Here is a 22,434-nt window from a genome sequence, read left to right as displayed (position 1 = left end):
GTACGGGCGCCGGGGATAGCCCCCCGGCGCCCGCAGGGCTTACAGCGGCACCGGTTCCGTAGTTTCCGGAGATGTCGCCATGATGGCGTCGATGGCCACGCCATCCTTGTCATCGCTGGTGGTCAGGATGACGTTGCTGACGGCCACATAAAACGTGTCGAGCAGGACGACGGGCGGGGGATTGACGCCGCCGTCGCCATTATCGCCGCCGTGGCTGCTGCCGCCGCCACCGCAGCCGGCCAGCAGGACCGTGAGCGCCAGGGCGCCGCATGCATAGAGCTTTTTCATCGCGTTCTCCTCGTTACAGCTGCGGCGAACCGGCCACGGGATTTTTCAGGTAGGGGAAACCGGCCGTGAACGACGTTTCGTCGAGGAAGGCGCCATCCGTGAAGTGCAGGCCGCCGGCGGGGGCGTCGGCCGGGGCGCAGCCGATGTTCAGGGTGCACAGCTTGCCCATGGCCACGCGCAGGACCACGTCGACCACGTCGTCGCCGGGGCGGCGGCCGTTCGGGAAGCCCGCGTTATCGCCGCCGATGACGCCGAGGCGGTTTTGCGCACCGACGTTGGTGGCCGCGATCGAGGTGTTCAGGCGCAGCATTTCCGAGGCCGTCACGGTGACGGGCTGGTTCACGCCCTTGATGCCTGTCAGGAAGGTGGCGACCAGGTCGTTGCGGGGGAAGTTGGTGGGCGCCTTGGCGCCTGCCGAGCCGAACAGCACTTCCACGAGGGCTGGCGCCGTGGGGTTGGTGACGTAATCGGCAAATTGCGCGTCGCCCGACGGCTTGCTGGCGTTGAAGCGGTCCTTGTCCTTCAGGCCGATCACCAGTTCATTGACCAGCGGCATGCCCAGGCGCGACACTTGCACCCAGGCGCCGCCTTCCTTCGACGCCGCGGTGGTGGTGCCCGGCGCGGGGTTCAGCAAACGGCCCTGGCGCAGGCTGGCCGTGGTCCAGCCGCCGATGACGGGATCGCTGCCCGCCGTCAGGCAGGCGGTCGGCACTTCCATCTCGATGGCCGTGACGTTTTTCCGGGCCAGGTCATCCTTGGCGGCCGACTCCGCATTCGCGGCAAACTCCGTGGCGGGCGCCTTGATGTTGATCAAGTCGAACGTTTCGCCCAGGTTCACGACGAACGGGTCCTTGCGCTGGCCGACGAACAGGCGCGCCGGCGTGGCGCAGCCGGGGATATTCACCGTGTAGACGTGTTGCGCGGCATACGCGGCATAGTTGGGGATGGCCTTGGTGCCGATGTAGTCGACGGGCTTGTCGAAGGTCGTGCCGCCGCCCGTGGCGTTGGTCACGCTGCTGCGCATGCCCGTGCGGCGGTCGCCCCGCACCACGGTCACGCTATAGGTTTCGCGCACGTTCAGGCCGGCCGGGTTGACGGTGTCGATGGCGCCGCCGTTGATGACGAGCGGAATCGAGACTTTCTTGCCGCCCACGGTGAACTGGCCATCCTTGATCGTGTTGGTGAAGCGGAACTGGAAGGTGAGGTCTTCCTTGCCGTCGCCATTGTTGTCGATATGAATTTCGTACAGCGCGTTCGGGTCCATGGCGAAGTAATTCGGGCCGCCGTAGGCATCCTGCAGGGGAATATAGTCGGCCACCAGCGTGGTGTAGGCCCCGCGTCCCGTTTCATAGCTGCGGAACATATAGAAGTCGGTGGCGTCGACCTTGGGGTTTTGCGTGATGAACGGCGCTTCGCGGTGGCTGGAAGCGTAGGCCGATGGCGCGAGGGCCAAGGCCAGCAGGTTGCCCAGGAGGGCGGCGCCCAGTGCGGTTTTCGAGTGTAACAATGACATGTCGATTCTCCCTGATTGTTATGCGCAGTGACGGAACTGGTGGAAATTACGGGGCTGCATCAGTTGTACGGGGCGCCAGCACGATCGGATTCATTCCTTGCAAATTATTTTTGGGCAGCGGAATGAACGGCCGTTGATCGTCAGGGGGCTGGCGCACGAGGTCGAATCTACGTGCTTATTGCTCCTGGTCAGGAATAAATATTTTGTGGACAAGAACAGACAGTTGCGCCAGTGATGGCGATAGCTTGTTGCGCTATGTCAATGCGTATGCGACGGCGGGCAGGGGCGCGTGGGAATGCGTGAGTATGCGGGTATGGAGGCGATAGACGCTCGAAACCCGCTTGACCGGCGCCCCGCTTGCGGGGACAGTGCGCTTACCAGGCCAGCACTTTCGGGCCGACGGCCGAGCCGATGGCCGTTGGCACCAGCATGCCCAGCACGTACCAGAAGCCGACGAAGCTGGCGGCCAGCTCCGGGCAGTGCAGGCAGTAGACGAGGGCCGCCATGGCGCCGGCGGCAAAACCGGCGGCCGCGCCGGCCAGGCGCAAACGCGTGGGCGCCAGCTGGCGCATCAGGCGCAGCACGGCGGCCAGGATGGGCAGCGACAGCAGGGCGATCAGCAAGGGGCAGCTGCGCCAGGTGGCGCCCCAGAACAGCTCGGCGCGTTGTTCGGGCGGGGCTTCCTGCACGATGATGGCGCCCAGCGCCCACATCAGCAGCAGGGGCATGGCGAGCAGCAGGGGCAGGGCGCGTGTAGCGGCGCCCGGCATGCACAGGCGGCGGCTGACGTGCCAGGCCGCCAGGGAGAGGCAGATGACGAAACCAACCTTGATCCAGAAATCGGGCAGCAGGGCCAGTTGTTCCAGGTTGGGCCGCACGCCCAGCAGCATGGCCATCAGCGCCACGCTGGCCAGCAGGCCCGCGCCCAGGGTGCCTGCATCGCGCCAGTGCGTGCCCGGCGGCGACGCGGCTGCCACGTCGGGGCCGCTGGCCAGCATGGCGATCAAGTCATCGGTTTTCATGGTGTGTTTCCTTCAATTCTTAAATTGGCCGCCAGTGCCTTCAAGCCGCGATGCACGGCCACTTTGACGCTCGCTTCCGAAATGCCCATGGCGGCCGCCGTGTCGCGCACGGACCAGCCGTCGAGCTTGGTATGCACGATGGCGCCGCGCTGCTGCGCCGGCAAGGTGGCCAGCAGCTTGCCCAGGTCGCGGCTGGCCTCGGCAGCCTCGGCATCGGCGCTGGAAAACAGTTCTTGCGCGCTATCTTCTTCGTCGTACGGCAAGTGCTGCGCCTCGCGCCGCCCATGCCGGCGCAGCCAGTCGATCAATTTATAGCGCGCGATCGCATGAATCCACGACGTCAGCGGCACGCCCGTGTCATACGTCAGGCGCTGGTTGTGGATGGCCAGCAGACACTCCTGCACCAGGTCTTCCACCTCGTCCGGCCAGCGCTGCAGGCGGCGCCGGAAAAACGCGCGCAAGTGCTGGCTGCTTGCCTGCAAAAAACTGCGGTAGGCCGCCGCATCGCCATCGAGCCCGCGCAGCATCAGGCCATGCAGCCGCAATTCCGTGCCATGCAGGTGTTTGCTTACAGGTATTCGTTGCATGCAGGCCTTTGGTGACAGGCGTTGAAAAAAATAAATTCAAAAATATGGGAGGGTGGCTGTAACCAATCCGGCCATCGCGGCGAATTGACAGGCAAGCACGCTTCTTTAACTCACGCTTCTTATTTCACGCTTCTTATTTCAATATACCGGCTAAAGACCATGGACATCAAGCACCGCCTTGCAACACTGCTTTTACCCGTCCTGAGCATGGCCGTGGTCGCCCCGGCCATGGCGCAAATGGCGGCCGGCCAGCGCTGCGCCGTGCAAAGCGGGCCGCAGACGGCGGCCCTGGTGGAGCTCTACAGCAGCGAAGGCTGCTCCAGCTGTCCGCCCGCCGACCAGCGCCTGAGCGCCTTGCGCAAGGAAGCGGGAGCGGCCAGCCTGATCGTGCCGCTGGCCTTGCACGTCACCTACTGGGACCAGATCGGCTGGACGGACCCGCTGGCGCAGGCGCAATTCGATGCGCGCCAGGCCGAACTGCTGCGCCACCAGCCGCGCCACGTGGCCTATACGCCGCAGTTCTTCGTGGGCGGCACGGAATTGCGCAGCTGGGATACGCAGCTGCCATCCGCCATCCGCCGCATCAACGCGACCGCCGCGCCCGTCAAGATTGACCTGTCCGCCACGCCGGGGCCCGGTGGCAAACTGGTGCTGGAAGCCAATGCCAGCGCGCCGGATGCGCGGACGGGAGGCCAGTTGTACGTGGCCATCAGCGAAAGCGCCATCGTGTCCAAGGTGCTGCGCGGGGAAAACCGGGGCGTCACCCTGCAGCACGATGCAGCCGTGCGCCTGTGGCTGGGACCGGTTGCGCTGGCGCAAGGCCGCGCCCAGCTGCGCCGCGGAGTCAAGCTGCCCGCCAGCTGGCGCCCGGAGCAGCTGCAAGTGGTGGCCTTCGTGCAGCGCAGCGACAGCAGCGCCATCCTGCAAGCCGTCAGCACGGCATCCTGCGCGAAGGGAGCGATGTGATGAACGGGCAAGCAAACGTGATCCATCCCGCCTGGCTGCGCATCACGCACTGGCTCAATGCCGTGGCCGTCGTGGTGCTGGCGACCAGCGGCTGGCGCATCTATAACGCGGCGCCGTTTTTCCCGTTCGAACTGCCGCGCGCCCTGACCCTGGGCGGCTGGCTGGGCGGCGCCCTGCAGTGGCATTTCGCCGCCATGTGGCTGCTGGTGGCCAATGGCTTGCTGTATCTGCTGATTAACATCGTCTCGGGACGGCTGCGGCGCCAGTTCTTTCCCTTGTCGCCGCGCGCGCTGCTGGCCGATTTTGCGGCCGCGCTGAAGGGCAAGCTGGCCCACGCGGACCCGCGCCACTACAACATGGTCCAGCGCGCCGCCTACCTGTTCGTCATGCTCGACTGCATCGTGCTGGTGCTGTCCGGCCTGGTGCTGTGGAAATCCGTGCAGTTTCCCATCTTGCGCGAGCTGCTGGGCGGCTATGAGAGCGCGCGCAGGGTCCACTTCATCGCCATGGCGCTGCTGGTGGGCTTTGTCGGCGTGCACCTGCTGATGGTGGCGCTGGTGCCGCGCACCCTGGTCGCCATGCTGCGCGGCCGCTAAGGAGATGAGCATGAAAAAAACCATCATCGTGCAAGAGCAGGGCCAGGCCATGCTGGCCGACGCCTTGCGTCAGATTAAACAGCCGTCGCGGCGCCTGTTCCTGCAGCGCAGCCTGACCCTGGGCGGCCTGTCCCTGCTGACGGGCTGCAACGCCAGCGACCCGTCCGGCATCGAAACGGCCCTGACGGCGGTGTCGCGCATGAACGACCGGGTGCAGGGATGGCTGTTCGACCCCAATAAACTGGCGCCCACCTATCCCGACTCGATGATCACGCGGCCGTTTCCCTTCAACGCCTATTACGGCGAGGATGAAGTGGAGGAGGTCGACGGCGAGGCCTGGCGCCTGGAATTGAGCGGCTTGATCGCCGACAAGAAAGCGTGGACCTTGCCGCAACTGCGCGCCTTGCCGCAGGAAACGCAAGTCACGCGCCACATCTGCGTGGAAGGCTGGAGCGCCATCGGCAAGTGGGGCGGCGTGCCGTTCTCCCATTTCCTCAAGCGAATCGGCGCCGACACGACGGCGAAATATATCGGCTTCAAGTGCGCCGACGATTATTTTACGAGCATCGACATGGCCACGGCCCTGCATCCGCAAACCATCATGGCCCTGAGCTACGACGGCCAGGAATTGCCGCCCAAGTATGGCTACCCGATGAAACTGCGCATGCCGACCAAGCTGGGCTACAAGAACCCCAAGCACATCCAGGCCATTTTCGTGACGAATACGTATCCGGGAGGGTATTGGGAAAATCAGGGCTACAACTGGTTTGGCGGCTCTTGAACACTTTTGGCAACACCTGTAGCACAGCAACAGCTTTACCACCGGGCAATCTCGCCCATCCCACACTGAGACAAGGACCTATCATGAAAACCACCATCACCGCCATCATCGCTTCCGCCATCCTCATGTCGGGCGCCGCTTTCGCCCAGGACGCCATGAAAAAAGAGCCGATGGCCAAGGACGCTTCGGCCGATGCCATGCACAAGGATGCGATGGGCAAGGACGGCATGAAAAAGCCGATGGCCAAGAAGCACATGAAAAAAGACCACATGGCCAAGGATGGCATGGCGAAAGACGGCATGAAAAAGGATGAAATGAAGAAAGATGGCATGGCCAAGGATGCGATGGCCAAGTAAGGTGGAAGCCCGGCGCCGTCAACGTGACGACGCCGGGCCTGGTTTGCGCTCCCCCTGCGTTTGCGTCAGACCAATCTTGCAATAACATTAGTCTTGCTACGCTTCAAGATGCGAAGTTGCCAATTGGTGTAAGCTGGCTGTCTCGCGTTTTCCCCGCTTGCAGAATCATGAACGAACCATCGCTTGCCGCGCTGTCCCCCGAAGTACCTCCCTCCGACAAACCGATACGCCGCCGCTCGCTGTTCGCCGCCTGCAGTGCGCATGCCGTGCATGACGGCTTGACGGACGTGATCTATGTGCTGCTGCCCATCTGGCAGGCGCAGTTTGCCATCAGCTATGCCATGGTGGGCCTGTTGCGGGGATCGTATTCGGGCATGATGGCCGGTTTTCAGCTGCTGGCCAGCCGCATGGCCAAACGCTGGGGACGCGAGCGCCTGCTCGTGGGCGGCACGGCGCTGGCCGGGGTCGCCTATCTGGTCGCGGGGCAGGCGGGCGGCCTGGCCGTGTTGCTGTTTGCCTTGCTGCTGGGCGGCCTGGGCGCCAGCACCCAGCATCCGCTGGCCTCGTCCATTGTCACCGACACGCACGAGGCGGGCGGCGGCGTGAAGGAAGCGCTGTCGCACTACAATTTTGCCGGCGATATCGGCAAGACCCTGATCCCCGCGCTGGTGGGCTTGCTGTTGCTGGTGTGTAGCTGGCAAGCCAGCGTCTCGCTGCTGGGCTTGCTGGGCCTGGCGGCGGCCGGCTTGCTGTGGTGGCTGTTGCCCAAGCCGGGCGACATCCAGGCCAACCAGCAAAAAGTCAGCAAACCCATCGCGGGCAATGGCTCGCCCGCGAGTTTCCGCGCCTTGCTGGCCACGGGCACCCTGGACAGCGCCGTGCGCATGGGTTTTCTCACCTTTTTGCCATTCCTGCTGAAAAGCAAGGGTGCCGGCACGGCCGGCATCGGCGTGGCCTTATCGTTGCTGTTCGTGGGCGGCGCCTTTGGCAAGCTGCTGTGCGGCTATCTGGGCGCGCGCATCGGCATGATGAAAACCGTATGGCTGACGGAATCGATGACCTCGCTGCTGATCGTGGCGGCTCTGTGGCTGCCGCTGGCCGGCGTCATGGCCATGCTGCCCTTGCTGGGGCTGGCGTTGAACGGCACCTCGTCCGTGCTGTACGGCGCCGTGCCGGAACTGGCCGAGCCCGGCAAGCGCGAGCACGCGTTTGCCCTGTTCTACACGGGCAGCATCGGCGGCGGGGCGCTGTCGCCCGTGCTGTTTGGCGCGTTGGGTGACCATACGAGCGTGCCCACGGCCTTGCTGGTGCTGGCGGCCGTGTTGCTGCTCACTTTACCGTTGGCGTGGAAGGTGCAGCGGGGTTTGGCGCACGGCGCCGCCAAATGACACCACAAGAGGGCGTGGCGGAGGTGGCCCGGGCCATTTTGGGGATATCCAAGGATTTTGAATGAATTGTTCAGATAATTTATCGACAGCCACGGCCGATGCGGCCAGCCTGATCGCCTGTATTGAACGCGAGTTCGCTGGTACGCAGCGCGCGGAAACATCTTTGCGCCAATTTCTCTTGACGGATAAATACGGTATGTCGGAGGACATCAGCGAAAGGGAATGGGCTGCAAGTGGCAAGGAGCGAGTCGATTCGATCTGGCAAGAGATTCCCGATGCTGAAATCGAGGAGTGCGAAGGTTTGCTCGCCCATATGGAAGCTGAGGAATTTCTGTATTACTTGCCGGCATACATGCGCTACGCCGTGGCATATCATCATCGGACAAGCTGGGAAACAGATGTGCTTGGAATGACGGTGCATGCGCTTTCTCCGTTTGAACGGAACCGGGATTTGCGCGCGCATGCCATCGCGAAATACGCCGGCTTCAATGCGGCGCAAAGACAGGCCGTCGTGCTATTCCTGACGTTTGTCGCACAGGTGGATGAGAGCCTGTCCGGACAGTATGCCCTGGACGCCCTGGCAAATTACTGGCAAGCCGATACGGCATGACTTGCCCGCCAGCACTGCCATCGTCTACACTCGCCGCATGAAAAATTTTGAAAAGCGGCGCGACCGCTATGATTTGTTCCGGGCGTTTGACAATCCCCTCGTCAACATCAATTTCCAGCTCGACGTGCCGGATTTCCGGCCCTGGTGCAAGGAACGGAACATTCCCGTGTTTCACTTTTTCCTGTTCTGCCTGCTCAACACGGTCAGGGAGATCGACAACTTCATGTACCGCATCCACCAGGGCGAAGTGATACGGATCGACGATTTTCCCGCTTCCTACACCGTCATCAACGGCGACGATAACCTCAACTACACGCGCTTCGCGATGACGGACCAGCTCGATCTATTCATCGCGCGCAGCCTGGAAGCGAAACGCGTCGCCGAAGCGAGCAGCGCGCTGATCAACACGGGCGAGGGAGAGACCGAGCGCGAGCAGCGCAACAATATCTTCATCACCTGTTTGCCATGGCTGGAGCTGGCGGCCATCGAGCACCCTGTCTGCCGCCACCGCGACGCCGACATCCCGACCTTTACCTGGGGCAAGTTTGGTCCCGCGCAGGACGATGGCCGCATGCGCGTGCCGTTTTCAGCGCAAGCCCATCACGGCTTTGTCGACGGCTACCATGTGCAGAAACTGGCGCAGGCCTTGGCGCGGCGCATCGCCGCCATCATTGCCTAGGCTAGATAATCGCTGGGCGCCTGGCCCAGCACGCGGCGGAAGGCGGCCGTGAAGGCGCTGGGGCTGGCATAGCCGAGATCGAGCGCCACGCGGGTGACGGCTTGCCCGCCGGCCAGGCGCGTGATGGCCGCCAGCAGACATGCTTGCTGGCGCCATTGGGCAAAGCCCAGCCCCGTCTGGGCGCGAAATTGCCGCGTAAAGGTACGCCGGCTCATACCGGCCTGCGCCGCCATCGCATCGAGGCTGCTGTCCAGGCTCGGTTGCCGCAGCATCTCCATGCACAGCCGAGCCAGCCGCGGTTCCTGCGGCAGGGGCGCGCTCAGGGGCAGGGGCCGGGCGGCGGCAATCTCGTCAAGCAGCAAGGCCATCAGTCGTCCTGCCCGCGATTGCTCCACGTACAAGGCATCGACCATTACTGCCTCGGCCAGCAACTGGCGCAGCAGCGGCGGTGTGTCCAGCACCTGGCAGTGGGGCGGCAAGCCGGTCCCGGCAATGGCGGCCATGTCGATAAACACGTTGTGCATGGTCACGGCGCCATGCATGCGCATGCCGTGCGCCAAGTGCGCCGGAACCCAGCAGGCCCGTTGCGGCGGCACCAGCCAGTTGCCTTGCGGCGTGTGCACGCTGATGACGCCACGCGCCGCATACGCAAATTGCCCGCGCGCATGGCTGTGGCTGGGAAACATCGTGCCTGCGCCATAGTCGCGCACCGTGGCGATCAAGGGGCGCGGCACTTCCGTGTAAAAATCATCCATGGCCCGCACTCTACAGTATTTGGCCTGTCATCGAAAGCGGGCCGACGGCTGGCCGCTTACCATCACACTCTTTTTCAGGAGTGAACATGCACAATACCTGTCATCGCGTGGGCCATGGTCCCCACGCCGTCATCGTCCTGCACGGCTGGTTTGGCGACGCGCACGCGTTCGCCCCCATGGAGGCGGCCCTTGATGGCGGCGCCTTCAGCTATGTCTTCATGGACAATCGCGGCTACGGCGGCATGCGCGGCGCCGCAGGAACGTGCTCGATGGATGAGGTCGCCCGCGACGCGCTGGCCCTGGCCGATGCGCTGGGCTTTGCCACGTTCAGCGTGGTGGGACACTCGATGGGCGGCATGGCGCTGGAACGGCTGGCCTTGCTGGCGCCCTTGCGCCTGCGCAAACTGGTGGCCGTGGCGCCCGTGCCCAGCTGCGGCGTGGCGCTCGATGGGGCGGCGCGGCAACTGTTTCTTGACGCCAGCGGCAACGTCGATGCGCGGCGCGCCATCATCAACCGCAGCACGGGCGAACGCTTGCCAGCCGCCTGGCTGGACTGGAAGGCGCAATATTCGTGGGAAAGTGCGGATCCGGCCGCGTTTGCTGCTTATTTCCTCGCGTGGAGCGGGACGGATTTCAGTGAGGAAATCAAGGCGGCGCGTGTGGCATTGCCCTTGCTGGCGCTGGTGGGGGAGCACGACCCGCGTTTTGATGCGGCCCTGATGCGCCGCACCTATCTGGCGTGGTACCCGCAAGCCCGGCTCGAGGTGCTGGGCAATGCGGGACACTATCCGATGAATGAAACGCCGCTGGCCCTGGCGGCCAGCATCGAGGCGTTTTTATCGGCTTAGTGGCTTTACGCCGCCTTGCTGCGCAGGCGCAGCAGGCTCAGTCCCAGCAAGACGAAGGCGCCGCCCGTGATGCGGTTGAACAACTTGGCGCGGCCCGGCGTGGCCAACTGGGTTTTCAGCAGGCGCGCCAGGTTGGCGTAGAACAAGTGGGCCAGCATGGCGCAGGCGACAAACGAGGTCGTCAGCACGGTGAACTGGATGGCCACGGGTTCGCCTGGCGTGATGAATTGCGGGAACAGTGCCGAGAAGAACAGGATGGCTTTCGGATTGGTCAGCGCCACCGTCAAGCCCTGGCGGAACAATTTCCAGAACGAATTCGGATTCGCCGCGCCGGCCACCACGGGCGCATCGGCCACGACGCTGGTCTTGCTGCGCCATTGCTTGATGCCCAGGTACACGAGGTACAGGGCGCCAGCCAGTTTCAGCAGCATGAAGGCCGTGGCCGAGGTGGCCAGCACGACGCCCATGCCGGCCATGGCCACGCCGGAAATGATGAACAGGCCAAAACCATTGCCCATGCTGCTGATCATCGCGCGGCGCGGGCCGACGGCGATGGCATTCGAGATGGCCAGCAAGACGGCCGGGCCGGGAGAAAACGTGACGAGCAGGGCGACGCTGCAGAAAAGCAGCCAGTTCGAGAGGTGCATGGATGTTCCTGGGTGGGGCCGAAGCCGGTTTGAGAGTCAAAACACTTGTATTGTACGAAGTTTTCGGCTCCCGCGTCAGTGGCCTCGGCTTGAATCAGGCTCGTGGTCAGGCAAACAGGCTGGTGATCACATGGTTGATGGCGGCGCCACCGGCGATCAGCCAGCAGAACAGCAGGCCGGCCAGCAGCAGGGGCTTGATGCCGGCGCGGCGGATGGCCGACATGTGCGTCGTCAAACCCAGGGCCGCCATGGCCATGGCCAGCAGGGCCGTATCGAGATCGGTGATGGCGGCCACGGCGCCCGCTGGCAGCAGGCCCAGCGAATTGAAGGCGACGACGCCGATAAAGATGAAGGCGAACCAGGGGATGGCCAGCTTGGTGGCCTTGTCGTGGCCGCCGGACTTTGCTTTGCCGCGCGCCAGCACGGCCGACAGGATCACGAGAAACGGCGCCAGCATCATCACGCGCACCATCTTGGCGATCACGGCCGCATTCGCCGCTTCCTGCCCGATCGACTTGCCGGCCGCCACCACTTGCGCCACTTCATGCACGGTCGAGCCGATGTACACGCCAAACGCCGTGGGCGCGGCGCCCAGCACGTGCCAGCCCAGGTTCAGCTGGTACAGCAAGGGATATAAAAAGATGGCGATGGTGCCGAACACCACAACGGTGGAGACGGCGACGGTCACGTCTTCGCTGCGCCCCTTGACGACGGGTTCCGTCGCCATCACGGCCGCCGCGCCGCAGATCGAGCTGCCCGCGCCGATCAGAATGGCGCTGTTGCGTTCCAGCTTGAATACCCTGGTGCCGAGAAACATGGCCAGGCCAAACGTGGACGCCAGCACCAGCGCGTCGATGGCGATGCCGGCCAAGCCCACTTGACCAATATCCTGGAAGGTCAAACGGAAGCCGTACAGGATGATGCCGAGTCGCAATAAAGTTTGCTTGGAAAAGGCCACGCCCGCGCCGCAGGTGGGCGCCAGGCGGCCATACACGCTGTTGCCCAGCACGATGCCCAGCATGATGGCCAGGGTCAGCGCGCTCATGCCGTGGCTTTGCATCCATTCCAGCTTGCCCAGTTGAATGGCGCCCCAGGCGATCAGGCCGCTCAGCAGCAGGCCCGGCAGAAGGCGGCCGTAGCGGTCGCTGAAATTGCTTGTGTTCGTTGTTGAGAGGGATGACATGCCGTACTCCATGTTCTTGTTGCGTATAGCATGACTGTACAGTTCACCGATTAAATGGTAAAACGGATTGTTTTTGTATGTTTAACCGTAAAAATAGGTAGATCAGATGGCGTTGACCTTGCGGCAGTTGCAGATTTTCCTGGCCGTGGCCGACACGGGCAGCACCAGCGCGGCCGGCGAGCAGATTGCGTTGTCGCAATCTGCCACCAGCGCGTCCCTGAACGAGCTGGAAACCTTGCTGGGCGCGCAATTGTTCGACCGGGTGGGCAAGCGGTTGCTGCTCAACGACAATGGCCGCCTGCTGTTGCCGCAGGCGCGGCAGATGCGCGACGGGGCCGCCAGCATCGAGCGCCAGTTCGCGGGCGCCGACCCATCCGTGCCCGTCAGCCTGCAAATCGGCGCCAGCACCACCATCGGCATCTATTTGCTGCCGCAGATCCTGGCGCAGGCGGCGCAGCAATACGGGCGCAGCATTCCGCAGGTGACCATCGCCAATACGGCCGACATCGCGGCCGCCGTGGCCGAGTTCCGTGTCGATATCGGCCTGATCGAAGGGCCGTGCCATGAAGCGGGCTTGCTGGTGGAACCGTGGCTGACGGACCAGATGCTGATCGTGGCTGCGCCCACGCATCCGCTGGCGCAGCTGCGCCATCTGCTCAGCTTTACGGAACTGAACCAGGCAGGCTGGCTGCTGCGCGAAGCGGGCTCGGGCACGCGCGAAGCCGTCGAGCAGGCGCTGGTGCCGTATCTGCACTACCTGCGCGCGGCGGGCGAATTCAGCAATTCGGAAGCCATCAAATATGGCGCGGCGGCGGGGCTGGGCATCGCCTGCCTGTCGCGCGTCGTCGTGGCCGATCTGCTGGCCAACGGGCAACTGGTGGAGCTGGAAACCATGCTGCCGCCCTTGGAGCGCAACTTTTATCTGATCCGTCAATCGAAAAAGATATTGTCGCCGCGCCTGGCCGGTTTCCTGGAACTGTGCCGTCATGCATCGCGCATGGCGGGCTGACAGCTTGACTGTTTTCCATATAAGGGATAAATTCCCACATATGGAAAATTCAGCACTCACAGAAAACGGTACGGAACAGCGGCTGGCCGCGCGTTTGAAACAGTTGCGCGTGGAGCGGGGATGGTCGCTGGACCAGCTGGCCGGCGCCAGCCAGGTCAGCCGCGCCACCCTGTCGCGCCTGGAAAATGGCGAAGTCAGCCCGACGACTAGCGTGCTGGGCAAGTTGTGCGCCGCGTACGGCCTGGCCATGTCGCGCTTGCTGCGCATGGTGGAAGACGATTTTCCGCCCCTGTTGCGGCGGGCACAGCAAAGCGTGTGGACGGACCCGGACACCGGTTTTATCCGCCGTTCCGTCTCGCCCCCGTCGCGCGCGCTGGCTGGCGAAGCGCTCGAATGCGAGCTCGATGCGGGCGTGACGATCAGCTACGCGGCCTCGCCCCGGCCCGGCATGGAACACCATCTGTTGCTGCAGGAAGGCAAGCTAAACGTGACCGTCGATGGTCGCTCGCACGACTTGCTGGCCGGCGACTGCCTGCGCTACCAGCTGCACGGTCCCAGCGCATTCATGACGCCGCCAGACAGCGGCGCCCGCTATTTTCTCTTTCTTGTCTGAGGTCGCCATGCCCCCATCGCTACGCCATTTTTCATCCACCGACATAGTCGAACGCTTGCCGGAACTGGGCGCCTTGCTGCACGACTGCGTGCACGACGGCGCCAGCATCGGTTTTATCTTGCCCTTCGACACGGCGGCCAGCCAGGCGTTCTGGACGGATAACGTGTTGCCGGCCGTCACGCGCGGCGTGCGTTTGCTGCTGGTGGCCGAAGTCGATTGCCGGGTGGCGGGCGCCGTGCAGCTGGACTGGGATACCAATCCCAACCAGGCGCACCGGGCCGAAGTGCGCAAGCTGCTGGTCGCGCCCGCATTCCGCCGGCAGGGCATCGCCCGCCAGCTGATGCAGGCGTTGGAAGCACAGGCGCGCCTCTTGCCGCGCAGCCTGCTGACCCTGGACACGCGCAGCGGCGACCATGCGCAAGCGCTGTACTTGTCGCTCGGCTACGCGGTGGCGGGCAGTATCCCCGGCTATGCGCTGGCGCCCGCTGGCGACCGGCTGGACGCGACTACCGTCATGTACAAGCAACTGCGGCAATGAGTCTGCAATTGTCCGATGCGCTTGGCGTTGTTGCCAGATAAAATCACCCGCCGGATTACAGAGTCTTCCTACTTGAATGCCCGGCATCGTCCGACTGGCGTGTGCCGGCGCCGCGCCTACACTGTTTCTTGCATGGACCCGGCGGCGGGTCCTTTCTTCTCACAGGAGGCTGATATGGCGAATATCCAGGCAGGATCGGACGGTGCGGCAAAACAGGAAATGTCGGCAAAGCGTTTGAACGTGGTCGACTGGATCTCGATGATCCTCCTGATCGTGGGTGGCTTGAACTGGGCGCTGGTGGGGCTGTTCGATATCGACATCGTGGCCAGCATCCTCGGCGCCATGACGGCCGCTTCGCGCGGCGTGTACGTGCTGGTGGGGCTGGCGGCGCTGTATTCCATTTATTTGTGCCTGCGCAAGTTGCCGGCCAAGCCCTAGGAGGAGCGTATGCCCGTCGGTGCCAATCCCAAGCGCGAACGCGAATTCAAGAAGCTGGAAAAAGATTTCAAGCAGGAAGGACGCTATCCGGGCCGCGAGGAAGAAGTCGCGGCGCGCATCGTGAACAAGCAAAGGGCGCAGTCCGGTGAAACCAGGCAGGCGCGGCAGCGAAAGAAAGCCGGCGGCGCTGGCCCGGATGCATCACAGCCGGACTTGCCCATCGCCGGCTACCAGCAATTTACGGTGGCGCAGATCCGCGACAAGCTCGATGGCCTGTCTGATGCCCAGCGCAAGCGGCTGCGTGCCTATGAGGCGGCGCACAAGCAGCGCAAGGGTGTGCTGCAAGCGCTGGAAGCTTGACTCGGCGTCATGGGCCGGATTGCCTGCGCAAACTGGACGCCGTTATTGCGTGCGCAGATAGGCCAGCAGGTCGGCTACTTGCTGCCCATTGCCGATGCCCCAGAAACGCATGTTATTGCCGGGAATGAAGTCGCTCGGCGCTTTCAGGAAGCTGGCCAGGTTTTGCTCGGTCCAGACGATATTCGCGTTTTTCATGGCCGCCGAATATTTGTAGTCGGTGGTCGAGCCGGCTTTGCGGCCGATCACGCCCGACAGCTTGGGGCCGAAGCCGCCGCGTGCCGATGGTCCCACCTGGTGGCAGGAGGCGCACTTGCGAAACGCGGCCTTGCCCGCTTCGGCATTGCCTGTGAGGGCGGCAGGAGCTGCAGGAGCGGCCGCCTGCGCGAAGGGGGCTGGCGCCAGCAGCAGGGTTGCGGTAGCGAAAGGGGAGAGCAGGCGAAAAAGAAGTGTGGATGTCATCGGTGAGTCGGGCATGCATGATATGGCAATGATCATGCATTTTACAGGCGGCATCAAAACCTGCCTGCCAGTTGCGCAGCGTTGTCAGCGCGCGGTGCAAGAATCGCTTCAGGATGCGCGGCGGGTATCGGTAGGGACTCCTAGCGCTTGCCGCCTTGGGCACCCAGCGCCGCCATGGCCGACGCGAACACGATGCAGGCGATGGCCAGCCACTGCGTCAGGCTCAGCAGTTCTCCCAGCACCACCATGGCGGCCAGCGCGCTGACGGCTGGCGCCGCGCTGCTGAACATGCCGAACACGCCTTGCGGCAAGCGGCGCAGGGCAAAGATTTCCAGCGAATATGGCAGGGCGCTGGACAGCATGGCGATGGCCAGGCCCATCAGCGCGATCGATGGCGCCAGCAGGGCCGTGCCCGAATACGCGACGCCGATGGGCACCGTTACCATGGCCGCCACCGTCATGCCCCAGGCCACGGCTTGGCCGCCCTGCAAGGTCGAGGCGCGCTTGCCGAAGATGATGTACAGCGCCCAGCACAGCGCCGCTCCCAGCGCATACGCGACGCCGACAGGGTCCAGGCTGCCCGGACTGCCCTGCAGGGGCAGCAGCAGATACAGACCGAACACGGCGCAGGCGACGGCCAGCAAATCGCGGGGCCGGCGCGACGACAGCATGGCGACGGCCAGCGGTCCCGTGACCTCGATGGCGACCGCGATGCCGATCGGTATCAGCGCAAAGGCCCGGTAAATCAGCAAGTTCATCAGTCCCAGCACGGAACCGTAGACGAGCAGGTTCAGCACATCCTTGCGCGTGAGGCGGTAGCGCCACGGCCGGAAGATGGCCAGCAGGATCAGCGCGGAAAATCCCACGCGGTACGCCGTAATGCCTTCCACGCCGATGACGGGAAACAGGTTCTTCGCAATCGCCGCCCCCAGGTTGACGGAAATTTGCCCTCCCAGTACGGCCAGGGAAGGGAGCAGGATGCTGTCGGGGAGGGAAGAGGTCGAGGCGGGGGAGGTCATGGGACGGTATTTTAATACGCCGCAGGCCGCCAGTCGCTGGCAGATCTGCCAGCGGCGGTAATTTATCTGCCTGAACGGGCAAGCGGGCACTGTTGAGGCAGTGCAAGTATTTTCTGATAATGCTATTCTGCCTGCACACCGGGAACCGCCGGGTGCCACCCTGATTCTTCATCCTGATGGAGTCGCATTATGAATCGCAGAAGCATGGCAGTGACTGTCGCTTTGGTGTTCGCCACCGGCCTGGCTGGGGCGCAGGCTTTGCCGCCGCAGGCGCAATTGCCGGCCTGGGCGACGCAACAGCTCGATAGCCTGGCCAAACGCGAAGGCATTGAAGTCAGCGTCCGCATCAATCCCTTCGTCTTGCGCGGCGATTTCGATGGCGACGGCAAGGGAGACCTGGCGGTCCTCGTCAAGAACAAGGACAGCAAGAAAGAGGGCATCGTCTTCCTGTTCCGGCAGAAAACGGCGCCCCTGATCGTCGGTGCGGGCCATGCCTTGTCCAACGGCGGCGATGATTTTGCCTGGCTGGAAGTCTGGCAGGCGGAGGACAAAGGCTCGCTCCAGCACAGCTATCATGAAAAATCGCTCAAGCTGAAAACGGACGGGATCGTGGTGGCGAAAGAGGGCTCTGCCAGCGCCTTGATCTATATCAAGGACGGCAAGGCGGTCTGGCAACAGCAGGGCGATTGAATAGTGCCCGCGCAGGTCTGCTGGCCGAGGCGGCATGACGGCCTATGCCAGCGGCCTGTCGGGCAGTCGATTCATGGATCAATCAGGAGTTGCAGGGTAATGCATGTATTCAGTATCGGCGACACCAATTTCGAAGTGGATGTCGCGAAATCCCGGATCAGCGTGTCGGCACAAGCCGATGGGATGTGGGAAGTCAATATCAGGATCGAGGCCGACGACGATGTGTTCATGCGGCTGACGGAAGACGACGATGCGCCCTGGTCGTGGGCGCTGTATCCGCCATCCTTCTCGTTGCAGGGCTTGCGCGTTGCGGGAGCGGATGCCGCGCCCGTGCGGATGCTGGCCGTCGATGCCGGCAATCCGCACTGTGAATCCGCTCTCTACATGATGGAATACCGTGACGTCGCGGATCTGCGCCTGGTGGAATTGTCGGCGCAACGCCTGGCCGTGACGGGCAAGGTGGACTTTTTTGGCAAAAGCCTGCCTTTTGCCATCGATATGCCGCGCACAAGGTAGCGGCAATCCTTAACGCCGCTATCGGACATGGGACAGCCTTGACCGGCTGCCCCACGGTCCTTAGTCCAGCTTCAACGCCTTTGCCACATCCCCCCACGCCACATACTTGAAGTTCTGCGGTCCGTCGGGCAGGCGCTTGTAACCGTCCTGTATCACCAGCATGCCTTGCGCATACGCGCCGCCCAGGTTGGCGGAAGTGACGTCGAGGCCATCCGTTTCCGACGTGCCGTCTATGCCGGCGGGCAGGTTGAAGCCCACCTTGAAGCGGCCGCGCACCTTGTACGGGGCTTGGGCGTCGAGCACCACATAGCTGCTGTCGCCCTGGCTGGAGACGATCAGGTAGCCGGTGTTGGCCTTGGCGTCAGGCTGGCGGTAGATGGCCATGCCTTCCACGTCCGCCGTCAGGTGCTGGCCGACCGGCAAGACCATGGCGAGGGCATCGGGCTTGGCGGCATCGGCCGAGGTGGTCCAGATACCGCGCGTTTCCTCGCCCAGGAACAAGCGGGCGTTGGCGTCGTCGGCCACGCAGCCTTCCGGTTGGGTGGCGACCTTGAAGCTGCGCAACAGGGTGGCGCTGAACTGCTTGCCGCTCATGTCGATCTTGTACTGCTGGAAAGTGCCGTCCTTGTCGTTGATGAACGCTTGCACGCCGCCGCTGGCCGGCTGGTACAAGCACATGCCGTAGATGCTTTTCAGGCCGGTCGGAAAACGGCCCGCTTCCGCCACGACGCCAGCGGCATCGATGGTAAACAGCATCATGCTGTTGTCGTCGCGCTGGGTGGCGACGGCCAGGTCGACCTTGCCGCCGCCAAGCTGGATGTTTTGCCGCACGTCGACGTTGTTCAAACGGCCCACTTCCAGCAGCTGGGTCTGCTTGCCCTGCAAGTCGTAGACCAATAAGCCCTGTTTCTTGTTGGTGCCCAGGATGCGCGCATTTGCAGGATCGCTGGCCAGCCAGATGGCAGGATCGTCGGCCGCGTCGCCCTGGCGCGCCATCGGCGCCGTCTGCGCTTGCGGGGCGATGATGGCCACCGCAGACGACGTTTCCGCCTTGCCGGCCCATTTCAATGGCCGCGCTTGCCAGCCGCTCTTGCCGCGCAACATCAAGGAATTCCCGTCGAGCGCCAGCTGGCTGTCGCCCTTGCGCACGTTCAAGGCCACGGCTTGGGCTGGCTGTGCCGTCCATTTACTTCCCTGATGGGAGTACAGGTGCAGCATTTCCGCCTTGCCGTCGAGCACGGCCACGCCGCCAGGCAGCACGGCCAGCGCGCCGGCGCCGCCGTCCAGCTGGCCGTACGGCTTGCGCAGGGCCACTACTTCGCGCTTGCCCATGCCTTCCGAATCGGCGTCATACGCCCACACGCCCATGTTGGCCTCGCTGACCAGCAGGCGCTGGGCGCCGTCGTCTACCCGGCAATGCTTGGCGTGCGGCGGCAAGGCGAGTTTGCGTACCAGGCTGCGCTGTTCACCCTGCATCACCCACTGTTCCGCCTGCCCATCCTTGCCGATCAAGAACAGGTGATCGAGTTGCTGGGCGTCGCGGTACAGGCACGACGCTTCCACGGAAAACGTGGGAACGGGGAACGGTGCCAGGCGATTGAGCTTGCCGGCCTGCACGTCGACGGACACGGGCAGCGGGCGCTGCGTGTCCGCTTCCAGGAAGACGGCCAGCACCTTGCCGCCATCGCTGCGCGTGTCGAGCTGCTTGGCGCGCACGGCGATGCGGTCGCGTTCCTGGCCGGCTGCGTCGAACAGGCGCAAGCCATGCTTGTCGAGGGTCAGCCAGCCGCCGCCCGGCAGGCGCGCCAGTTCTTCCGCTTCCTGCGTGAACGAGGGGACTGCTTGGGCAGGCGCAGCTTGCGCTGTGCCCGTGAGGCAAAAGGCAGCCAGCAAAGCGCTGCAGAGTACGGTTTTTTTTATGTTATTCATGTTAGTTGACATCATCAGAAGGCGCTGGCTTTCAGGCTCACTTTGAAAGTGCGGCCGTATTGTTCGTTCTGCACGTTGTATTGCTTCGTGCCTTGATAGACATAGTATTTCTCGTTGTTCAGGTTGGCCGCTTCGAACAGTACCTGAAACTGCTTGTTGATCTGGTAGGACAGCGAGAAGTCGAGCTGCTTCTGGCTGGCGACGATATGGTCCTGGCTTGGGTCGAGGATATCGCCGCCCATTTCCAGCAGATACGGCGACTTGTAGTTGAGGGCCAGGCGGGCGCTGACCGGTCCCGTTTCATAGCCCAGCATCAAGTTCATCACCTGGTTCGACTGGCCCGGCAGGCGGATGTCGCGGTGCATCTGCTTGTTCGTCGCCTTGTCGAAGCGGCCGATTTGCGCGCTTGAGGTGCTCAAGGTGCCGTTCACGCCGACGAGGAATTTATTGAATGGCGCCAGCAGCATGCGCAGCGGCTGCATGTAGGCCAGTTCGATGCCTTTGACTTTGGCCGCGTCGCCGTTCGCATACGAGGTGGCCGTCGTGTAGCCCGTCCATTGGCCCGTGCCGGCCAGGTTCGTCGTGTAGGTGAAATTCTTGATGTCCTTGTAGAAACCGTAGGCCGACATCACGCCGTCGTTGCCCAGCACCCGTTCGATACCGAGGTCCAGGTTGTTTGCTTTCAGCGGTTTCAGGTCCGGGTTGCCGATCACGGCTTCCGTGTTGCTGGCCAGGCTGATGCCGGGCGCCAGCTGGCTGAAGTTGGCGCGCACGACGGCTTGCGTCCAGGCGGCCCGCACGCTGGTCTTTTGATCGACGTCATAGCGGGTTTGCAGGTTCGGCAGCCAGTTGGTGTACGAGCGTTCGCGCGTCAAAGGCGTCGCCACGCCGGCGCTGTCCACTTGCGAGCCGGCCGCTTCAAAGCTGGTGCGTTCGGCGCGCACGCCGCCCAGGATGTGCCAGGCGTCGAAGTCATAGCTGTTTTGCACATACATGGCGTTGATGTCTTCATGCATGCGGTAATCGTTGATGATGGATTCCGTGGCCAGGCGCGCCTTGGCGCGGTCGAGTCCCGCCACGCGGGCGCGTATCAGGGCCGGATCGAGCGCCACGCCGATGTTGCCCAGGTCGTAGTCGAGGTTGTGGCCCTGCACGAAATTGCTCATCGACGTGGAGCCGGCGCCCCAGTAATTGCCGCTCGTGGCCTTGCTGCTGTTGTACGCCCATTGATCCGTGTCATTGGTCTTTTCGCGCCGGCTGACTTTCGCGCCGAATTTCAGGGTGGCGATGTCGAACTTGCGCGCCAGGTCGATGCGTGCATGGTGTTCATTGTCCTTCGAGTAGCGCTTTTGCAGGGTGATGGCGTTGAGCGCATAGCTGGCCGGATCGTACAGCGAGGCGGGGCCGCTCAATTTCGGCTCTTGCGTATCCGTAAAGCTGATGCCGGCGAAATTGCTGATGCCGCGGAAACGGCCGTCGTTCAGGGATTCCGGCGTGTCTTCCGTGGCGCGGCTCAGGCCGCCTTTCACGTCCAGGGTCCAGTCGCCCGATTTCTGTTGCGTACCCAGCACGAGCGAGCGTACTTGCTGCGTGTACTTGCGCTGGCGGATGCGGCGCTCGGCGCGCGCGCTGGCCGTCTGGTCTTCGGCCGCGCTGCCGCCCGCGATATTGCTGATGGTCAGGCGGTCGCGCACTTCATTGTCGGAAAATTCGCTCACAAAAGAGCGTAAAAACCAGCTGTTGCCCGCTTCGGGACGGTAATCGAGGTTGACGGCCAGGGCGCCGCGTTTGCGCACGGGCAGGTAGTCGCGCAATTCCAGACTGGACAATTTACCCTTGCTCCAGGCGCCGCCCGTTTCCACGTCGTCGGAGCCGAACGAGCGCTTTTCCGCGCTCAGGCCGGCCGCCACGCCCAGCTTGCCGTCGAGGAAGCGCTGTGCCCACAGGGCGCCGCCGCTGGGGCTGGTCTTGCCCGTTTTTTCGTCATGGCTGGCGCCCACGTTGGCCGACAGCAGCTTGCCCGGCAAGTCGAAGGCGGACAGTGATTTCACCTCGACCGTGGCGCCCAGCGAGTTGGCGTCCATTTCCGGCAGCAGGGTCTTCGATACTTCCAGCGTGCGGATCAGGCCGGCTGGCAGGATGTCGAGCGCGACGGCGCGGCGGCCCGCTTCCGGCGATGGCACGAGCGCGCCGTTGATGGTGACGGCATTCAAGTCGGGCCCGAGGCCGCGCACCGTGATGTAGCGGCCTTCGCCCTGGTCGCGCTGCACGGACACGCCCGGCAAGCGGGCCAGCGCCTCGGCCGCGTTTTTATCGGGCAAGCCGCCGATATCGTCGCTGCTGATGACGCTGATGATGTTGTCCGCTTTCTCTTGCGCGGCGATGGCGTTGCGCAGGCTGGCGCGCTGGCCGCTGACGACTACGGTGGCGGCCGGCTGGCCATCCTCGCCTTGCGCTTGTGCATGGCTTTGGCCGCTGAAGACGGCCATGATGCCGAGGGCCACGGCCGTCAGGCGCAGCGGGGAGGGAATCGAAGTGTGCATGGTTTTCATGAAAAGCTCGGTTAGGGGAAGGAACCGGGCGGATTCTAGGCAGCAAATATGACGGTTGCGTGACAGGCAAGGGCTTGCCACCTTGAAAACAA

At 63.6% G+C, this 22,434-nt stretch carries 26 protein-coding genes; 15 read left to right on the top strand and 11 right to left on the bottom strand.

Features of this window, described 5'->3' with window-relative positions; translation table 11 throughout:
• Window positions 1–39: 39 nt before the first annotated feature.
• From BLU39_RS01815 to BLU39_RS01800, 4 genes are all read right to left on the bottom strand, one after another.
• Entirely contained in the window at window positions 40–288 is a 249-nt protein-coding gene (locus BLU39_RS01815; protein WP_092708844.1) for a hypothetical protein, read from the bottom strand.
• A 13-nt stretch (window positions 289–301) separates the two neighbouring features.
• Window positions 302–1,801 (bottom strand): DUF4331 domain-containing protein, encoded by a 1,500-nt coding sequence (locus tag BLU39_RS01810; RefSeq protein ID WP_175539180.1) that lies wholly within the window; start codon window positions 1,799–1,801, stop codon window positions 302–304.
• A 374-nt stretch (window positions 1,802–2,175) separates the two neighbouring features.
• Window positions 2,176–2,823: an NrsF family protein gene (locus BLU39_RS01805; protein WP_092708841.1), complete on the bottom strand. Its 648-nt coding sequence runs from the start codon at window positions 2,821–2,823 to the stop codon at window positions 2,176–2,178.
• Window positions 2,820–3,410, bottom strand: a complete 591-nt coding sequence (locus BLU39_RS01800; RefSeq protein ID WP_092708838.1) for a sigma-70 family RNA polymerase sigma factor — start codon at window positions 3,408–3,410, stop codon at window positions 2,820–2,822. The genes BLU39_RS01805 and BLU39_RS01800 overlap by 4 nt, the downstream gene beginning before the upstream one ends.
• 159 nt (window positions 3,411–3,569) lie before the next feature.
• Between BLU39_RS01800 and BLU39_RS01795 the strand changes: the two genes are divergently transcribed.
• The 7 genes from BLU39_RS01795 (at window position 3,570) to BLU39_RS01765 (ending at window position 8,786) form a co-directional block, all read left to right on the top strand.
• Window positions 3,570–4,376 (top strand): DUF1223 domain-containing protein, encoded by an 807-nt coding sequence (locus BLU39_RS01795; protein WP_092708835.1) that lies wholly within the window; start codon window positions 3,570–3,572, stop codon window positions 4,374–4,376.
• Window positions 4,376–4,972 (top strand): cytochrome b/b6 domain-containing protein, encoded by a 597-nt coding sequence (locus BLU39_RS01790; RefSeq protein WP_092708832.1) that lies wholly within the window; start codon window positions 4,376–4,378, stop codon window positions 4,970–4,972. The genes BLU39_RS01795 and BLU39_RS01790 overlap by 1 nt, the downstream gene beginning before the upstream one ends.
• Before the next feature lie 10 nt (window positions 4,973–4,982).
• Window positions 4,983–5,753, top strand: a complete 771-nt coding sequence (locus BLU39_RS01785) for a molybdopterin-dependent oxidoreductase (RefSeq protein ID WP_254788856.1) — start codon at window positions 4,983–4,985, stop codon at window positions 5,751–5,753.
• Window positions 5,754–5,836: 83 nt separating this feature from the next.
• Window positions 5,837–6,109 carry a pentapeptide MXKDX repeat protein gene (locus tag BLU39_RS01780; protein ID WP_092708826.1) on the top strand — a complete coding sequence of 91 codons (273 nt, stop codon included), beginning with the start codon at window positions 5,837–5,839 and terminating at the stop codon, window positions 6,107–6,109.
• Between the two features lie 167 nt (window positions 6,110–6,276).
• Window positions 6,277–7,497 (top strand): MFS transporter, encoded by a 1,221-nt coding sequence (locus BLU39_RS01775; RefSeq protein ID WP_092708823.1) that lies wholly within the window; start codon window positions 6,277–6,279, stop codon window positions 7,495–7,497.
• A 61-nt stretch (window positions 7,498–7,558) separates the two neighbouring features.
• Window positions 7,559–8,107, top strand: coding sequence for a DUF6714 family protein (locus tag BLU39_RS01770; protein ID WP_092708820.1), 549 nt, complete (start codon window positions 7,559–7,561; stop codon window positions 8,105–8,107).
• A gap of 37 nt (window positions 8,108–8,144) precedes the next feature.
• Window positions 8,145–8,786, top strand: a complete 642-nt coding sequence (locus BLU39_RS01765) for a CatA-like O-acetyltransferase (protein WP_092709846.1) — start codon at window positions 8,145–8,147, stop codon at window positions 8,784–8,786.
• On the opposite strand, the gene BLU39_RS01760 is transcribed toward BLU39_RS01765, so the two are convergent.
• A complete protein-coding gene (locus BLU39_RS01760; protein ID WP_092708817.1) occupies window positions 8,783–9,541 on the bottom strand; it encodes an AraC family transcriptional regulator in 759 nt (252 codons plus the stop codon). The two genes, BLU39_RS01765 and BLU39_RS01760, sit on opposite strands and share 4 nt — an antisense overlap.
• Before the next feature lie 86 nt (window positions 9,542–9,627).
• On the opposite strand from BLU39_RS01760, the gene BLU39_RS01755 reads away from it, so the two are divergent.
• Window positions 9,628–10,389 carry an alpha/beta fold hydrolase gene (locus tag BLU39_RS01755; protein ID WP_092708815.1) on the top strand — a complete coding sequence of 254 codons (762 nt, stop codon included), beginning with the start codon at window positions 9,628–9,630 and terminating at the stop codon, window positions 10,387–10,389.
• Window positions 10,390–10,394: 5 nt separating this feature from the next.
• Here BLU39_RS01755 and BLU39_RS01750 read toward each other — a convergent pair whose 3' ends face one another.
• The gene (locus tag BLU39_RS01750; protein WP_034755914.1) at window positions 10,395–11,036 is read right to left on the bottom strand and encodes a LysE family translocator; all 642 of its coding nucleotides are present in this window, start codon (window positions 11,034–11,036) and stop codon (window positions 10,395–10,397) included.
• A gap of 106 nt (window positions 11,037–11,142) precedes the next feature.
• Window positions 11,143–12,219, bottom strand: a complete 1,077-nt coding sequence (locus BLU39_RS01745) for a YeiH family protein (protein ID WP_254788854.1) — start codon at window positions 12,217–12,219, stop codon at window positions 11,143–11,145.
• Between the two features lie 106 nt (window positions 12,220–12,325).
• Between BLU39_RS01745 and BLU39_RS01740 the strand changes: the two genes are divergently transcribed.
• From BLU39_RS01740 to BLU39_RS01720, 5 genes are all read left to right on the top strand, one after another.
• Window positions 12,326–13,228, top strand: a complete 903-nt coding sequence (locus BLU39_RS01740) for a LysR family transcriptional regulator (protein WP_092708810.1) — start codon at window positions 12,326–12,328, stop codon at window positions 13,226–13,228.
• A 40-nt stretch (window positions 13,229–13,268) separates the two neighbouring features.
• Window positions 13,269–13,841, top strand: coding sequence for a helix-turn-helix domain-containing protein (locus BLU39_RS01735; protein WP_092708807.1), 573 nt, complete (start codon window positions 13,269–13,271; stop codon window positions 13,839–13,841).
• Window positions 13,842–13,848: 7 nt separating this feature from the next.
• Window positions 13,849–14,379 carry a GNAT family N-acetyltransferase gene (locus BLU39_RS01730; RefSeq protein WP_092708805.1) on the top strand — a complete coding sequence of 177 codons (531 nt, stop codon included), beginning with the start codon at window positions 13,849–13,851 and terminating at the stop codon, window positions 14,377–14,379.
• Window positions 14,380–14,553: 174 nt separating this feature from the next.
• Entirely contained in the window at window positions 14,554–14,817 is a 264-nt protein-coding gene (locus BLU39_RS01725) for a DUF378 domain-containing protein (protein WP_051991725.1), read from the top strand.
• Between the two features lie 9 nt (window positions 14,818–14,826).
• The gene (locus tag BLU39_RS01720) at window positions 14,827–15,177 is read left to right on the top strand and encodes a hypothetical protein (RefSeq protein ID WP_092708803.1); all 351 of its coding nucleotides are present in this window, start codon (window positions 14,827–14,829) and stop codon (window positions 15,175–15,177) included.
• A 42-nt stretch (window positions 15,178–15,219) separates the two neighbouring features.
• Here the strand turns inward: BLU39_RS01720 and BLU39_RS01715 are convergent, their stop codons facing one another.
• The gene (locus BLU39_RS01715; RefSeq protein WP_092708801.1) at window positions 15,220–15,636 is read right to left on the bottom strand and encodes a c-type cytochrome; all 417 of its coding nucleotides are present in this window, start codon (window positions 15,634–15,636) and stop codon (window positions 15,220–15,222) included.
• 140 nt (window positions 15,637–15,776) lie between these two features.
• A complete protein-coding gene (locus BLU39_RS01710) occupies window positions 15,777–16,655 on the bottom strand; it encodes an EamA family transporter (protein WP_175539179.1) in 879 nt (292 codons plus the stop codon).
• Between the two features lie 210 nt (window positions 16,656–16,865).
• On the opposite strand from BLU39_RS01710, the gene BLU39_RS01705 reads away from it, so the two are divergent.
• Entirely contained in the window at window positions 16,866–17,345 is a 480-nt protein-coding gene (locus BLU39_RS01705) for a hypothetical protein (RefSeq protein ID WP_139178119.1), read from the top strand.
• Window positions 17,346–17,444: 99 nt separating this feature from the next.
• Window positions 17,445–17,861 carry a hypothetical protein gene (locus BLU39_RS01700; protein ID WP_092708796.1) on the top strand — a complete coding sequence of 139 codons (417 nt, stop codon included), beginning with the start codon at window positions 17,445–17,447 and terminating at the stop codon, window positions 17,859–17,861.
• Window positions 17,862–17,921: 60 nt separating this feature from the next.
• Here the strand turns inward: BLU39_RS01700 and BLU39_RS01695 are convergent, their stop codons facing one another.
• Window positions 17,922–19,790 carry a phytase gene (locus BLU39_RS01695; protein WP_092708794.1) on the bottom strand — a complete coding sequence of 623 codons (1,869 nt, stop codon included), beginning with the start codon at window positions 19,788–19,790 and terminating at the stop codon, window positions 17,922–17,924.
• Window positions 19,791–19,804: 14 nt separating this feature from the next.
• The gene (locus BLU39_RS01690; RefSeq protein WP_092708791.1) at window positions 19,805–22,342 is read right to left on the bottom strand and encodes a TonB-dependent receptor; all 2,538 of its coding nucleotides are present in this window, start codon (window positions 22,340–22,342) and stop codon (window positions 19,805–19,807) included.
• Window positions 22,343–22,434: the final 92 nt, after the last annotated feature.

This window comes from Janthinobacterium sp. OK676 (genome assembly GCF_900103595.1).
Taxonomy (GTDB): domain Bacteria; phylum Pseudomonadota; class Gammaproteobacteria; order Burkholderiales; family Burkholderiaceae_D; genus Janthinobacterium.
The sequence above is the reverse complement of the archived record's forward strand: the minus strand, read 5'-3'. Positions and strand labels throughout refer to the sequence as shown.

Bases quoted from the DNA above. Each gene is read 5' to 3' on its own strand.
- BLU39_RS01815 (WP_092708844.1), bottom strand. From the start codon at position 288: ATGAAAAAGCTCTATGCATGCGGCGCCCTGGCGCTCACGGTCCTGCTG.
- BLU39_RS01810 (WP_175539180.1), bottom strand. From the start codon at position 1,801: ATGTCATTGTTACACTCGAAAACCGCACTGGGCGCCGCCCTCCTGGGC.
- BLU39_RS01805 (WP_092708841.1), bottom strand. From the start codon at position 2,823: ATGAAAACCGATGACTTGATCGCCATGCTGGCCAGCGGCCCCGACGTG.
- BLU39_RS01800 (WP_092708838.1), bottom strand. From the start codon at position 3,410: ATGCAACGAATACCTGTAAGCAAACACCTGCATGGCACGGAATTGCGG.
- BLU39_RS01795 (WP_092708835.1), top strand. From the start codon at position 3,570: ATGGACATCAAGCACCGCCTTGCAACACTGCTTTTACCCGTCCTGAGC.
- BLU39_RS01790 (WP_092708832.1), top strand. From the start codon at position 4,376: ATGAACGGGCAAGCAAACGTGATCCATCCCGCCTGGCTGCGCATCACG.
- BLU39_RS01785 (WP_254788856.1), top strand. From the start codon at position 4,983: ATGAAAAAAACCATCATCGTGCAAGAGCAGGGCCAGGCCATGCTGGCC.
- BLU39_RS01780 (WP_092708826.1), top strand. From the start codon at position 5,837: ATGAAAACCACCATCACCGCCATCATCGCTTCCGCCATCCTCATGTCG.
- BLU39_RS01775 (WP_092708823.1), top strand. From the start codon at position 6,277: ATGAACGAACCATCGCTTGCCGCGCTGTCCCCCGAAGTACCTCCCTCC.
- BLU39_RS01770 (WP_092708820.1), top strand. From the start codon at position 7,559: ATGAATTGTTCAGATAATTTATCGACAGCCACGGCCGATGCGGCCAGC.
- BLU39_RS01765 (WP_092709846.1), top strand. From the start codon at position 8,145: ATGAAAAATTTTGAAAAGCGGCGCGACCGCTATGATTTGTTCCGGGCG.
- BLU39_RS01760 (WP_092708817.1), bottom strand. From the start codon at position 9,541: ATGGATGATTTTTACACGGAAGTGCCGCGCCCCTTGATCGCCACGGTG.
- BLU39_RS01755 (WP_092708815.1), top strand. From the start codon at position 9,628: ATGCACAATACCTGTCATCGCGTGGGCCATGGTCCCCACGCCGTCATC.
- BLU39_RS01750 (WP_034755914.1), bottom strand. From the start codon at position 11,036: ATGCACCTCTCGAACTGGCTGCTTTTCTGCAGCGTCGCCCTGCTCGTC.
- BLU39_RS01745 (WP_254788854.1), bottom strand. From the start codon at position 12,219: ATGTCATCCCTCTCAACAACGAACACAAGCAATTTCAGCGACCGCTAC.
- BLU39_RS01740 (WP_092708810.1), top strand. From the start codon at position 12,326: ATGGCGTTGACCTTGCGGCAGTTGCAGATTTTCCTGGCCGTGGCCGAC.
- BLU39_RS01735 (WP_092708807.1), top strand. From the start codon at position 13,269: ATGGAAAATTCAGCACTCACAGAAAACGGTACGGAACAGCGGCTGGCC.
- BLU39_RS01730 (WP_092708805.1), top strand. From the start codon at position 13,849: ATGCCCCCATCGCTACGCCATTTTTCATCCACCGACATAGTCGAACGC.
- BLU39_RS01725 (WP_051991725.1), top strand. From the start codon at position 14,554: ATGGCGAATATCCAGGCAGGATCGGACGGTGCGGCAAAACAGGAAATG.
- BLU39_RS01720 (WP_092708803.1), top strand. From the start codon at position 14,827: ATGCCCGTCGGTGCCAATCCCAAGCGCGAACGCGAATTCAAGAAGCTG.
- BLU39_RS01715 (WP_092708801.1), bottom strand. From the start codon at position 15,636: ATGACATCCACACTTCTTTTTCGCCTGCTCTCCCCTTTCGCTACCGCA.
- BLU39_RS01710 (WP_175539179.1), bottom strand. From the start codon at position 16,655: ATGACCTCCCCCGCCTCGACCTCTTCCCTCCCCGACAGCATCCTGCTC.
- BLU39_RS01700 (WP_092708796.1), top strand. From the start codon at position 17,445: ATGCATGTATTCAGTATCGGCGACACCAATTTCGAAGTGGATGTCGCG.
- BLU39_RS01695 (WP_092708794.1), bottom strand. From the start codon at position 19,790: ATGAATAACATAAAAAAAACCGTACTCTGCAGCGCTTTGCTGGCTGCC.
- BLU39_RS01690 (WP_092708791.1), bottom strand. From the start codon at position 22,342: ATGAAAACCATGCACACTTCGATTCCCTCCCCGCTGCGCCTGACGGCC.